At 66.4% G+C, this 12487-nt stretch carries 11 protein-coding genes; 4 read left to right on the forward strand and 7 right to left on the reverse strand.

The genetic code is table 11. The annotated features are described in order from the left end of the window. Positions 1-14: 14 nt before the first annotated feature. Positions 15-941 carry a DMT family transporter gene (locus tag WAQ08_RS15420; protein WP_422192672.1) on the forward strand — a complete coding sequence of 309 codons (927 nt, stop codon included), beginning with the start codon at positions 15-17 and terminating at the stop codon, positions 939-941. A gap of 22 nt (positions 942-963) precedes the next feature. Here the strand turns inward: WAQ08_RS15420 and WAQ08_RS15425 are convergent, their stop codons facing one another. From WAQ08_RS15425 to WAQ08_RS15440, 4 genes are all read right to left on the reverse strand, one after another. Then, complete coding sequence (locus tag WAQ08_RS15425; RefSeq protein WP_422192674.1) at positions 964-2718, reverse strand: sensor domain-containing diguanylate cyclase; 1755 nt, start codon at positions 2716-2718, stop codon at positions 964-966. 64 nt (positions 2719-2782) lie between these two features. Then, entirely contained in the window at positions 2783-3973 is a 1191-nt protein-coding gene (locus tag WAQ08_RS15430; protein WP_422192676.1) for a poly(3-hydroxybutyrate) depolymerase, read from the reverse strand. A 110-nt stretch (positions 3974-4083) separates the two neighbouring features. Further along, the gene (locus tag WAQ08_RS15435; protein WP_422192677.1) at positions 4084-4740 is read right to left on the reverse strand and encodes an ANTAR domain-containing response regulator; all 657 of its coding nucleotides are present in this window, start codon (positions 4738-4740) and stop codon (positions 4084-4086) included. Continuing rightward, a complete protein-coding gene (locus WAQ08_RS15440; protein ID WP_422192679.1) occupies positions 4727-5566 on the reverse strand; it encodes a transporter substrate-binding protein in 840 nt (279 codons plus the stop codon). The genes WAQ08_RS15435 and WAQ08_RS15440 overlap by 14 nt, the downstream gene beginning before the upstream one ends. Before the next feature lie 562 nt (positions 5567-6128). Between WAQ08_RS15440 and WAQ08_RS15445 the strand changes: the two genes are divergently transcribed. Next, the gene (locus WAQ08_RS15445; RefSeq protein WP_422192688.1) at positions 6129-6392 is read left to right on the forward strand and encodes a hypothetical protein; all 264 of its coding nucleotides are present in this window, start codon (positions 6129-6131) and stop codon (positions 6390-6392) included. 34 nt (positions 6393-6426) lie between these two features. Then, on the forward strand, positions 6427-7353 hold the full coding sequence (gene rpoH / locus WAQ08_RS15450) for an RNA polymerase sigma factor RpoH (RefSeq protein WP_422192680.1): 927 nt from the start codon (positions 6427-6429) through the stop codon (positions 7351-7353). A 100-nt stretch (positions 7354-7453) separates the two neighbouring features. On the opposite strand, the gene WAQ08_RS15455 is transcribed toward rpoH, so the two are convergent. The 3 genes from WAQ08_RS15455 to tal are packed head-to-tail and all read right to left on the reverse strand — an operon-like array spanning position 7454 to position 10752. Next, positions 7454-8101: an HAD family hydrolase gene (locus WAQ08_RS15455; protein WP_422192681.1), complete on the reverse strand. Its 648-nt coding sequence runs from the start codon at positions 8099-8101 to the stop codon at positions 7454-7456. A gap of 28 nt (positions 8102-8129) precedes the next feature. Then, positions 8130-9773 (reverse strand): glucose-6-phosphate isomerase, encoded by a 1644-nt coding sequence (gene pgi / locus WAQ08_RS15460; protein ID WP_422192683.1) that lies wholly within the window; start codon positions 9771-9773, stop codon positions 8130-8132. A gap of 31 nt (positions 9774-9804) precedes the next feature. Continuing rightward, a complete protein-coding gene (gene tal, locus WAQ08_RS15465; protein ID WP_422192685.1) occupies positions 9805-10752 on the reverse strand; it encodes a transaldolase in 948 nt (315 codons plus the stop codon). A gap of 100 nt (positions 10753-10852) precedes the next feature. Here tal and zwf point away from each other — a divergent pair, with 100 nt between their 5' ends. Beyond that, positions 10853-12319: a glucose-6-phosphate dehydrogenase gene (gene zwf, locus WAQ08_RS15470; RefSeq protein ID WP_422192686.1), complete on the forward strand. Its 1467-nt coding sequence runs from the start codon at positions 10853-10855 to the stop codon at positions 12317-12319. The last annotated feature ends 168 nt before the right edge of the window (positions 12320-12487 follow it).

The following is a 12487-nucleotide window of genomic DNA, read 5'->3' on the forward strand; positions in this document are numbered from 1 at the left end:
TAGACTGGCGGCCCATGTCGTCCAATGTCCGCTCACCGTCCCTGATGCAGGGCTATGTCGCCGCCTTGACCACCGTCGTGATCTGGGCCGGTTTCATCCTCATCTCACGCCTGGGCGGCAAGACCGCCCTGACCGGCTGGGACATCGTCGCGCTGCGGCTGGGCACGGCAGCCCTGTTCCTGCTGCCCTTCTCGCTCAAGCTGCCGCCCGGCACCTGGCGCAACCCGCGCCTGTGGATCCTGGCCTGGGTGGGCGGCATCATCTTCCTGGCCTTCATCTACGCTGGCTTCAAGCTGGCGCCCGCGGCGCATGGAGGCATCCTGCTGCCCGGCATGCAACCCTTCCTGGTGACGGCCCTGGCCTGGGTGATGCTGGGCTCCCGCCCTGATCGACAGCGCCTGTGGGGCCTGCTGCCCATCGCGCTGGGCGTGGCCTGCGTGGCCATCCCCCAGATCACCGGCACCCATGGCGATGCCAGCACCCTGATGGGCGACGCGCTGATTCTGTGTGCCTCGGTGGCCTGGGCCGCGTACAGCGTGCTGGTCAAGAAGTGGAACTTCGATCCCTGGTTGCTGACGCGTTTCGTGGCGATCGCCTCGGCGCTGGTCTACCTGCCCGTGTACTGGTTCTGGCTGCCCCGCCACCTCGACCAAGTACCCATGTCCATGCTGGTGCTGCAGGGCCTGTACCAAGGCCTGGGGCCCACCATCATCGCGATGATCATGTTCCTGCGGGCCGTGCAGATCCTGGGGGCGGAACGCACCGGCGCCCTGGTGGCCCTGGTGCCCGTGCTGGCCGGGCTGGGCGCCGTGCCCTTGCTGGATGAACCGCTCACGGTCTGGTTGGTCGCGGGTTTGGGGCTGGTGTCGCTGGGGGCCTACCTGAGCGCACGCCCCCCCCGGTCAGCAACCCCCAAGCCTGGGCAGATCAGCAAACCTTGAACACCGCCCAGCAGGCGATGCATCAAGCGTGGGTAACGAGTTCTCCCACCTCGACACGGTTGCGGCCGCCATCCTTGGCGCGGTAGAGCGCTTGGTCGGCCGCCTCGATCAGGGGGCCCGGTGTCATCTCACCGGTGGGCACCACACTGACCAGGCCGATGCTGATCGTGACGCGCGCCACGGGGCCGACCGGCATCGACGCCACCCAGTCGAGCACCTTGCGCCCCAGTTCCTCACCGCCTTGGCGGTCGGTTTCGGGCAGGATCAGCAGGAACTCCTCGCCACCCAGACGGGCGGCGAAGTCGGATGCCCGGCAGGTCACGGCCATGCGACGCGCCACCTCGGCCAGCACGTCGTCACCCACACCATGGCCATGGGTGTCGTTGATCTTCTTGAAGTGGTCGATGTCCACCACCATCAGGGTCAGCGGGCTGCGGTTGCGGCGGTGCCGGGCCAGTTCATGCACCAGGCGCTCGTCGGCCGCGCGCCGGTTGGGCAGCTTGGTCAAGGCATCCTGCCGGGACAGGCTGTCCAGTTCGGCATTGGCACGCGCCAGTTCGGCGTTGCTGGCCCGCAGCGCAGCGGTGCGCTCGTTGACCATGCGCTCCAGGTCATCGCGTGAGGCCACGAGGGCCTGCTCGCGCTGCAGCAGTTCATGCGTCATGTGGTCCACCGCCGCCGACACCTGCCTCAGTTCGGCCACACTGCCATGGCGGCCCATCCTCACACCGCGCTCGCCACCCGCAATGCGATCTGCCGCCTTGGCCATCTCCACCAGCGGGCGGTTGAGCCGTCCGGCCAGCCACCACACCATCCACAGCCCCAGCACACCTGCCAGCACACCGCCGGCAATCACCATGCGCTGCACGCGCACTGCCAGCTTGAGCGCCACGGCCGGCGGCTGCCTCACGACCACGCTCCAGCCCAGGTCCGTCAGGGCATTGCGTGCAGGCACCCGGGATACGGCCGTAAGGTACTCCGCGCCACCGGGCCAGGCCACCACGGCCGGAGCCTGCGCCAGCCCGGAGGGCAGAGTCATGGGGTTGTTGGAAGCAGCCAGGCCCTTGGGTTGATGGATGATGTGCCCATCCTTGTCGAGGATGAACACCTCCAGGCCCTCCACCTGAGAGCCCCTTGGCATCAGGGCGTCGATGACATCTTGGGCCCAGCGCCAACTGCCGTGCACGCCCAGCACGCCGACAACCTGGCCGCCCTGGTCGATCAAGGGCGCCGAGAAATCGATGAAGCGCCAGGGCTCGTTGTCAACCTGGGCCGGGAGCAGCTTTTCCAGCAGTTTGGCCGGATGCACGTCACCCGCTGTGGGGCCTTTCAGGCCGGCCTGGAACCAGGGGCGGGCCGACACATCCTTGCCCTCGAGCAGGCCACCGGCGGACACCTTGACGATGCCCTTGGCATCGGTCACGCCCAGCCAGGCGAACTGCGGCCGGGTTTCTTGCATTTTTTCCAGAACGGGCCGCCAGCTTCTGCTGTCAATGGCGTGCTGCGCACCCTGCGTGAGGGCCACCGACGAGGCCAGCAGGTCAACTTCGCGCATGCGCTCGTAGAGACCTTCGGCCAGCATCACCGCCGTGCCGGATGACTGCGCGCGCAACAATTGCCCCTGATCCCGCACGGCCTGGCGGGCGATGAACAGGTGGATCACCAAGGCCAGCGCAGCCGTCAGGCCCAGCAGCAAGCCTCCGAACACCAGCAAGGCCTGGGCACGGAAACTGGACAGCGCGACAAAACGGCTGGAGAGCAGAGGCAACAACTTCACTTGCTGCATTTCGGCGGGAGGGCTGCCTTCTTTAGCCCCCGCCTACCCGCAGATGCCTACCGTGTCACGGTGCCTGGAGCAGGTCGTCGATCATGGCCTTGACAGCCTTCATCTGCGGCGCGGATTGCTTGGAGAAGTTGGGCGCCGTGGGGTTGGATGCGGCATATTTCTCGGTGTAGCCCCAGAAGTCCCAGCAACCCTTGGGATTGAACTGGTAGGGATCGAAAAAGCTGCCCCGCGTACTGGGCTTGACCTGCGGGTAGAGCACCACGATGCGCCCGGCCTCGGCCCAGCGGTTGTAACCCGCACCGTTGATGAACTGCAGGCCATAGGCGCCCTGCCCCGCCGCCTTGAAGCTCTGCCCTTGCTCGCAGCCATGGAAGGCCACATGCAGGCGGCAGCCTGCGCCTGCCTCCTTGCAGGCTTTGGGCACATAGACCCAACCAGTGGTGTCCAGCCCCGTAAAGCCGCTGCCTGCATAGCCGCGCTGGCTAAACTGGTACAGCGCGCTCGCATCGGCCGTGGCCGGCGTCACGGAGGCCAGATCAGGGTGCAGCCATTTCAGCAACTCGCCCGCCGTGTCCACCTGGCATTGGTTGATGAAGGGTGATTTCGTCACACCGCAGGCCGCCGTGGCCTGCAGGCTGGGAAAGGCATGCCCCGCATCGGGCAGGTCTTCGCGGTGGATCTGCGTCTCGGGCACGCCCAGGTAGCGGTAGAGTTGCTCGGCCGCCGTGACAAGCTTGCGGTCCACCACGTGGTCCTGCCCGCCCGAGAGCAGGTAGACGCGGTGGCGCCCCAGGTTGGCGGTGTCGTCGATCGCGCCGCGATTGCCCTTTACCGCACGCTCGCTGAACACGCCGTACACCTCGGGGCTGAAGGCCGTGCAGGCCAGGCCGGGAAAGCTCTGCATCAGGTCGAGCAGGAAGTTCTTCTCCGCCGGGCACGAGCAGTTGAACATGGCCGTGCTGACCGAACCGCGCGAGCAGCCATAAGGCCCACCCGCCAGCACCGCCGAGCCCGACAGCGAGGCCGAATAGGCCACGCCGAACTGCCCCGCCATGTACGCCCCGGATGACAGGCCCGACACCGACACCTCATCGGCCTTGAGCGCCAGGCCCGGCAAACGGGGCAGCACGTCCGCACATGCCCCGCCGACCAGCACCACCAAGGCCGCAGCCCCCACAGCCAAGCACCTGCCAAAGGTACTCAACATGCCGCGCGCACGGCGCATCCCGCTGGCTGATGTGGCCATGGTTCACCCCCAGTTTCGAAGAACGATTGTGCTTTTGCTGCAATGCAGCATGCGCATCAGCTTACGCCGCACGCCCACCGGGTGTAAAGGGCCAACGCCCCCCTAAGACATCAATCGCGGTCGCGGTAGTTCAGCACCGCATCGGCTTGGATGATGGCGTTGGCGATCTCCTCGGCGCCCACGCGCTTGCTCATGGCCTGCTCTCGGATCAGGCGGTAGGCCTCCGTGTCGCTCACGTTGCGCGTGCGCATGAGGATCAGCTTGGCCTCGCTGATCTGGTTGGCGGCCAGCAGCTTCTTCTCCAGGCGGGCCACGCGCTTGCGGCCCTCTTTCATCTCGTCGTTCACGGCCAGCGCCATCACCAGCGCGGACAGCACACCAGACGATCGCAACGGCACCGTCAGCACGGCCTGTGCGCCCAGGTCCAGCACAGCATCGAGAATGGTAGGGTTCTCGCAGTCGATCACCGCCACCATGGCTGGCGGCACGTCGGCACGCGCCCACGCGAAGTTGCGCGCGGCCAGCTCGGGCCGCACGGCGCAGAAGACCACGTCCACCGTGTCGGACAAGTCATCCAGCGGCGGCCAGAAGGTCAGAGCATGGCAGCCGATGCGCTGCAACTGCCCGGCCAGCAGTTCGCCATCGGCATCCTTGGGATGGAACACCGCCACGCGCAGGTGCCGCAGCTTCTTGAGCAGATCCGGCGTGGCGCGCTTGCCGCGGCCCGGTACGCGCGGCCTGGGCTCGCGGGCGTCAGAGGCGGCCATCGCGCGCATCCCCTGCGTGGGCGGGCGTGAGCACCATCGGATCGTTCCATTCGCCCACCGCGTGGTTGGCGAGGTAGGGGTCGGGATCGCCCCCCTGCGCCGTCTGGGCCAGCACCTCGAACTGCCCTTGGGCATCGAGCCGGCCGATGCGCGGGTACAGGCGCGTGTGGTGGTTGGCCGGGTCGATGCGCACACGGCCTTGCGGCGCGTCGAACTCGCTGCCCAGCAGGAAGGGCATCAGCCGGTCCAATTCGTCGCTGCCCGCGGCGCGCAGCGCGTTGGCGAACAAATGCACCTGGAAGTACGCGGCCTCCCAGCACATATTGGGCTGCACCTCGGTGCCAAACTGCGCCTTGAAGCGCGTCAGGCACCGGCGGTTGAGCGGCGTGCCCAGCGGCTGGAAATACGGCGCTGCCGTGATGTGCCCCTGCGCCACCGCCGCGCCCATCTCGGCGGCCTCCACCTCGCAGGTTGTCAGGCTGGCCAGGGGCATGCGGCGCGGGCCAAGCCCCGCCTCGGCATAGGCCTGGTAGAGCATGCGCGTGCCACGGCCCACCACGGTCGAGAAGATGAAGTCGGGCTGTTTGAGGGCGATGTCCTGGATGATGGGCGCGAAGTCCTTCTCGGTGGCATCGAGCCGCACGTAGCGCTCGCCTACCTTGGTGCCACCAGGCCGCGTCAGCACGAAGTCGCTCATCAGGCGGTTCGATTCGTACGTGTAGATGTAGTCGCTGCCCACCATGTACACGCGCGGGCCGAAGTAGCGCGTCATGTAGTCGGCCAGCATCACGCTGTTCTGGTTGGGCGCGGCCCCCGTGTAGACCACGTTCCAACTTCAATTGCCGACTACATCGAGCGCAACAAGCTGCTGAACCCCGTGTATGCCCAGCAGCAGCGCGATGCGTGGAAACCAGTGAACGACCACGACGAGACCGTTGTAGCCTCCATCGTGTCCATGCCCGCCATCGCGCCGGGGCTTGAACTGGACTTTGCTTGAACGACAGGGGGAACGTATGGCAAACACTCAGAATGGCGACCGTTACGGTGCGGCGTTAGCGCTCTTGCGACGTCAGTGTCGGCAGGAATGTTGAGCTCCTGCGGCGGGCCAAAGACGCGCCTATCCCCTCATCCACACATGAAGTCGAACCTTGCGCCCCAGATTGCAGCTATGTCGAGCCCGGAGAGCAATGCCACACGTGCCACGGCGACGAAACTGTCGAAGTCGACAACCCGAATTTCACTCCCTCGACCTAACTCGCATAGCCGCTTGCGGTTCTGCTTCTTTATGATTGGTTCGCCGCCCAGTGGTAGCACCCCTGGCAGCAAGATTTTGAACCCCGCTACCGCCCAAGCGTTTGATTCATAAGACTTTTCTGGCTGAGGCAAGTTTGCCCCATCCTGACCGCCTACGGGATCGACAGCGAGCCGCATACCAGGCCCAGGGCGACGAGATCGCCCTGTTCGAAGCCGCCTGGCGCAAGCGCATGCCCATGCTGCTCAAGGGCCCCACCGGCTGCGGCAAGACGCGCTTCGTCGAGCACATGGCCTGGCGGCTGAAAGACGACAACACCAGCCGCCCCCAGGCATCACATTTGCCCTGGTGGCACGGGAACTTATTCCAGGCTTTAGCACTCCTTGACAGGGAGTGCTAATATTGTTTTGGAAGGAGCCCGAAAGGAGCCACTGATGACCACTGCCACCGCCATCGCCCCCCGTGATCCCTGGAGCCTGGTGCCCTCGCTGGGCAATCTGGACGCGTACATCCGCGCAGTCCAGGCCATCCCCATGCTGGACGCCGACGAGGAGCAAGCCCTGGCCCGCCGCCTGCGCGATCAGCAGGACGTGCAGGCCGCCGGCCGTCTGGTGCTCTCGCACCTGCGCCTGGTGGTGTCGATCTCGCGTCAGTACATGGGCTACGGCCTGCCCCAGGGCGACCTGATCCAGGAAGGCAATGTCGGCCTGATGAAGGCCGTCAAGCGCTATGACCCGGATCAAGGCGTGCGCCTGGTCAGCTATGCCATGCACTGGATCAAGGCCGAGATCCATGAGTACGTGCTGAAGAACTGGCGCACGGTCAAGGTGGCCACCACCAAGGCCCAGCGCAAGCTGTTCTTCAACCTGCGTTCGCTCAAGCACCAGTTCAAGAACGAGGCTGACGATGCCCACGTGGGCCGCGCCGGCCTGAGCGATGCCGAGATCCAGCGTGTGGCCCTTGAGCTTGATGTGCGCCCCGAGGACGTCATCGAGATGGAAACCCGCCTGGCCGGTGGCGACGTGGCCCTGGAGCCCGCGGCCGATGACGATGGTGAAGGCCCTGCCGCACCGTTGGCCTACCTGGCCGACGAGTCCAGCGAGCCCACCCGCGTGATCGAATCGCAGCGCCGCGACTGGCTGGCCAGCCAGGGCATCGTCACGGCCCTGGACAGCCTGGACGAGCGCAGCCGCCGCATCGTGCAGGAGCGCTGGCTCAATGTGAACGACGACGGCTCGGGCGGCATGACGCTGCACGAACTGGCGGCCGACTACGGCGTCAGCGCCGAACGCATCCGCCAGATCGAGGTGGCCGCGATGAAGAAAATGCGCAAGGCGCTCAGCGAGGCCGTGGCGGCCTGACGGATCGCCAGGCCGCCAAAACACGGGGCCTTCGGGCCCCGTGGTGCTTTTCAGCGCAACGTCGTTGGCTCCCAGCCTCCCTCGGCCGCTCCCCGCCCGCTCACAGCCAGCCCAACTGCCGCAACTCGGCCTCGCACTGCGCCGCATCCTTGAACTGCACGGCGCGCCAGCCCAGGGCGCGCGCCACGTCGACATTGCGCGGGTGGTCGTCGATGAACACCGTGCGCGCGGGATGTACGCCGAAACGCTCGGCGGCGGTGTGGAAGATGTCCTCGTTGGGCTTGACCTGATGCACCTCGCTGGAGAACACACCAGAGTGAAAGTGCCTCAGGAACGCATGCGATTGCTGCAGGTAGTGCGCATAAGGCGCCGGCATGTTCGACAGGAAGTGCAGCCGGGTACCCGCCGCCGCCAGACGCTCCAGCCAGGCCACCGTGCCAGCCACGGGCACGAGATGCGGCGGAATGGCCGTCATCAGTCGGTGCACATCGGCCTGTGGCAAGCCGGTGCGCGCAGCGATGCGCCCGCTCACCTCCTCCCATGTCAGCGTACCTCGGTCAAACTCGGCCCAGTCACTGCCGGGCACGAAAGACTGGAACACGGCCTGGACCAACGCTTCGGCTTGCGCATCGTCACGCGCATGCGCAGGCAGCACGGACTGGATCAGCACCAGGGGCTGCCAGTTGAACAGCACGCCCCCGAAATCGAAAACCACCGCCTCAGGTACGGCCAAGGCCTGATGGCTCATCGCAACAGCCACCCCGATATCACGCGCATCAAGCCAACCGCTGGATCAGCGCGGCCGTGGCCGCATCCAGCCCCTGCACATCACCGCTGGCCAGGCGCGGCAGCAGATCCTTGCACATGGCCTTGCCCAGCTCCACGCCCCATTGGTCGAAGCTGTTGATGCCCCACAGGGCCCCGCTCACGAAGGTGCGGTGCTCATACAGCGCCACCAGCGCGCCCAGCGATGCCGGGTTGAGCTGCTCCAGCAGCAAGGTGATGCTGGGCCGGTTGCCAGGGAAGGTACGGTGGCGGGCCAGCACGGCCGGATCCATGGTCTGGGAAGCCGTGGGCGCCTTCTCTGTCGCGGCCTCTTGCGTGGTCTTGCCCACCATCAACGCACGCGCCTGGGCCAGCCCGTTGGCCAGCAGCATGCGGTGCTGCTCGTCCATCTGTGCACGCAATGCGGGCGACCAATCCGCCGTGTCGCGGTGCCCAGGCTTGCGCGCCAGGATGAACTCCACCGGAATCACGTCCGTGCCCTGGTGCAGCATCTGGAAGAAGGCGTGCTGGCCATTGGTGCCCGGCTCGCCCCACACCACGCTGCTGGTGTCGTAGGGCAGCACCTGGCCATCGGCATCCACGCGCTTGCCGTTGCTCTCCATCACCAGTTGCTGCAGGTAGGCGGGAAAGCGCACCAGGCCCTGGTGGTAAGGCGCCACGCAGCGGCTGGTGAAGCGGTGGAAGTTGCGGTTCCACACGTCCATCAGGCCCAGCCACACCGGCACGTTGGCTTCCAGCGGTGCTTCGGCGAAATGCCGGTCCATCGCGTGGGCGCCAGCCAGCAGCGCACGGAAGTTGGCCGCCCCCAGCGCCAGCGCGATCGGCAGGCCGATGGACGACCACATCGAGAAACGCCCCCCCACCCAGTCCCAGAAGCCGAAGGTGGTCTTGATGCCGAAGGCCCTGGAGCCCTCGACATTGGTGGTGGTGGCCACGAAGTGCCGGGCCACATCCGTGCCGCCCTGGTCAAAGAACCATTGCCGCGCAGCGTGCGCGTTGGCCATGGTTTCCTGGGTGGTGAAGGTCTTGGAGGCGACGATGAACAGCGTGTGCTTCGGGTCGAGCTTGCGCAGCACGGGCGCCAGATCATGCCCATCCACGTTGGACACGAAGTGGAACCGCAGCTTGGGGTGCACCCAGGCATCCAGCGCGGGCAGCACCATCTGCGGCCCCAGGTCGGAGCCGCCGATGCCGATGTTGACCACGTCGTGGATCTCGCCGGCCTGTTCGCCGCCCGCGGTGGCGCGCACCTGCTCGACAAAGGCCAGCATCTGGTCGAGCACAGCGTGCACGGCGTAGCTTTGCGGCCCCTGCCCCTTGGGCGCGCGCAAGGCCGTGTGCAGTACCGCGCGGTCTTCGGTGTGGTTGATGTGCTCGCCGCCGAGCAGGGCATCGCGGTGGGCCTCCAGGCCGCACTCGCGCGCCAGGGCCATCAGGTGGCGGCCCGTGGCCACATCCCAGCGCACGCGGGACATGTCCACCAACATCTCGGGCGCGGGCAAGGCCCAGCGCTCGAAGCGCTGCGGGTCCTGCGCGAACAGCTCGCGCAGATCGAGGTCTTTGCCGTGCGCCTGCCAATGGCCCTGCAGGGCCGCCCAGGCGACGGTCTGGTCACAACGCTTGGCGATGGTCATGCTCGGTGGCTCTCCCTTGGCCCCAGCACGCTCAGCGCTGCGCTTCGATCAGGCCGTCGAGCTTGCCGGCATCGACAGCGAAAGCCCGGATGCCTTCGGCCAGCTTCTCGGTGGCCATCGCGTCTTCATTCAATGCGTATCGGAACGCAGCTTCGCTCAAGGGCGCAGGCGCCGGCTTGACCGAATCGACCGGCACCAGGTGGCGCGACACCGGCGCATCGGCCGCCTGCAACTGCGCCAGCAAATCGGGGCTGATGGTCAGCAGATCGCAGCCCGACAGCGCCAGGATCTGGCCCACGTTGCGGAAGCTCGCGCCCATCACCTCGGTGCGGATGCCATGCTGCTTGTAGTGGGCATAGATGCTCGCCACCGACTTCACGCCCGGGTCGTTCACCCCGGCGTTGGCGGCTTCGTCCCAGTTGCTGCCGGCAGACTTCTTGTACCAGTCGTAGATACGGCCCACGAAGGGCGAGATCAGCTGCACCTTGGCATCGCCGCAGGCCTGGGCCTGTGCGAACGCGAACAGCAGCGTCAGGTTGCAGCGGATGCCCTCCTGCTCCAGCACGCGGGCGGCCTGGATACCTTCCCAGGTGGCCGCCACCTTGATCAACACACGGCCCCGCTCGATGCCAGCCGCCTCGTACAGCTTGATGATGCGGCGCGCGCGGGCCAGGGTGGCCTCGGTGTCGAAGCTCAGGCGAGCATCCACCTCGGTGGAGACACGGCCAGGGATCACTTTGAGGATCTCCTGCCCGAAGCGCACCAGCGTGTGGTCGACGATCTCGTCGAGCGGTGCGCCCTTGTGCGCCGTCACCGTTTCGGCCAGCAAAGGCGCGTAATCGGGCTTCTGAACCGCCTTGAGGATCAGGGACGGGTTGGTGGTGGCATCCTGCGGGGCGAACTGCGCCAGTTGCTTGAAGTCGCCGGTGTCGGCCACGACCGTGGTGAAGGCTTTGAGCTGATCGAGTTGCGAAACCATGGAAAGCACCCTTGCAGGGCATTGATTTGTTCGTTGATGGGGTCGATTTTGAGGGTATTTTGAAGACAATCGTTGACACCCTGTTCCTTAGATCATCTTCATGGCCTTTGACCTTGTCTTTTTCGGGGGAACCGGCGACCTGACATGGCGCAAGCTGATGCCGGCGCTGTTCCAGGCGTGGCGGCACGGTAGCCTGCCCCTGGGCGGTCGGATCCTGGCCGTGGCCCGCGACGACCGCGATGACGCCGGCTACCGAGCCTGGCTCAAGGAGCGCCTGGCCGAGGCCGACAGCGCCAAGCGCCCCAGCGACGACGAGTTCGAGCAGTTCTCGCGCGCCATCCATTACCTGCGCATGGACCTGTCGCAGCCGGCCGACTACGCGCGCCTGACCGCCTGGCTGGCCGAGCGCCAGGCCGACACGGTGGTGATGTACCTGGCCACCAGCCCGCACCTGTTCCCGCAGATCTGCGAGCAACTGGGCGCCGCGGGCCTCAACCACGAGCGCGTGCGCGTGGTGCTGGAAAAGCCCCTGGGACACGATCTGGCCAGCGCGCAGGAGATCAACCGCGTGGTGCGTTCCGTGTTCAGCGAACGCCAGGCCCTGCGCATCGACCACTACCTGGGCAAACCGGCCGTGCAGAACCTGATGGCGCTGCGCTTCGGCAATGTGCTGTTCGAGCCCCTGTGGCGGCGCGAGCGCGTGGCCAACATCCAGATCACCCTGGCCGAAAGCCTGGGCGTGGGCACGCGCGGTGACTTCTACAACCGCACCGGCGCCCTGCGCGACATGATCCAGAACCATGCGCTGCAGTTGCTGACCATGATGGCGATGGAGCCCCCCTCCAGCGCCGATGCCGACGCCATCCGCGACGAGAAGCTCAAGGTGCTGCGCTCGCTCAAGCCCTTCGACGCCGTGTCCGTGGCCCGCGACGTGGTGCGCGGCCAGTACCGCGCGGGCAATGTGATGGGCCAGGCGGTGCGCGGCTACCAGGAAGAAGACAAGGTACCGCCAGGCAGCCACACCGAGACCTTCGTGGCCATCAAGTGCGAGGTTCAGAACTGGCGTTGGGCGGGCGTGCCCTTCTACCTGCGCACCGGCAAGCGCCTGGCGCAGCGGCACTCCGAGATCGTGGTGAACTTTCACCCCACGCCGCACCCGATCTTCCCGGGCAGCCACGCCCCCAACCGGCTCGTGATCAAGCTGCAGCCGGAAGACGGCCTGGAGCTGCACCTGCTGGCCGCGCGTGGCACGGAACGCAGCGTCTTCAACCCGGAAGGGCTCGAAGCGCTGTCACCCGTGTCGCTCGACCTGGACTTCGACAAAGCCTTCCCCACGGAGCGCGTCGGGGCCTACGAACGCATGCTGCTGGATGCGATCGCGGGCCGCCTGAACCTGTTCGTGCGCTCCGATGAGCAGGAGCAGGCCTGGCGCTGGGTGGAGCCGGTATTGCAGGCATGGAAACACGACCCATCGGGCGTCAAGACCTACACCGCAGGCACCTGGGGCCCACCGGCGGCCAGCGCCCTGGTGGCGCGGGATGGCTTCGCCTGGGCCGAAGAGGCTTAGAATTCATCCGCAAATAGCAAACTATCGCCCTGAGCCGCAGCAGACGCGGCCAAGGGCGAAGCCGTGGCGACACAAAAGCGTGTGGATTCTTGGGTGGTCACAGATGATTTCTGGCAGCGCGTAGAGCCATTGATACCCGTGCGTGAACGACCCAGTGACAAGGCATAT

This window comes from Aquabacterium sp. (assembly GCF_049274795.1).
In the GTDB taxonomy this organism is placed as follows: domain Bacteria; phylum Pseudomonadota; class Gammaproteobacteria; order Burkholderiales; family Burkholderiaceae_C; genus Aquabacterium.

Coding starts and splice junctions, on each gene's coding strand:
- pgi (WP_422192683.1), bottom strand. CDS start 9,773: ATGACCATCGCCAAGCGTTGTGACCAGACCGTCGCCTGGGCGGCCCTG.
- zwf (WP_422192686.1), top strand. CDS start 10,853: ATGGCCTTTGACCTTGTCTTTTTCGGGGGAACCGGCGACCTGACATGG.
- WAQ08_RS15430 (WP_422192676.1), bottom strand. CDS start 3,973: ATGGCCACATCAGCCAGCGGGATGCGCCGTGCGCGCGGCATGTTGAGT.
- rpoH (WP_422192680.1), top strand. CDS start 6,427: ATGACCACTGCCACCGCCATCGCCCCCCGTGATCCCTGGAGCCTGGTG.
- WAQ08_RS15420 (WP_422192672.1), top strand. CDS start 15: ATGTCGTCCAATGTCCGCTCACCGTCCCTGATGCAGGGCTATGTCGCC.
- tal (WP_422192685.1), bottom strand. CDS start 10,752: ATGGTTTCGCAACTCGATCAGCTCAAAGCCTTCACCACGGTCGTGGCC.
- WAQ08_RS15455 (WP_422192681.1), bottom strand. CDS start 8,101: ATGAGCCATCAGGCCTTGGCCGTACCTGAGGCGGTGGTTTTCGATTTC.
- WAQ08_RS15435 (WP_422192677.1), bottom strand. CDS start 4,740: ATGGCCGCCTCTGACGCCCGCGAGCCCAGGCCGCGCGTACCGGGCCGC.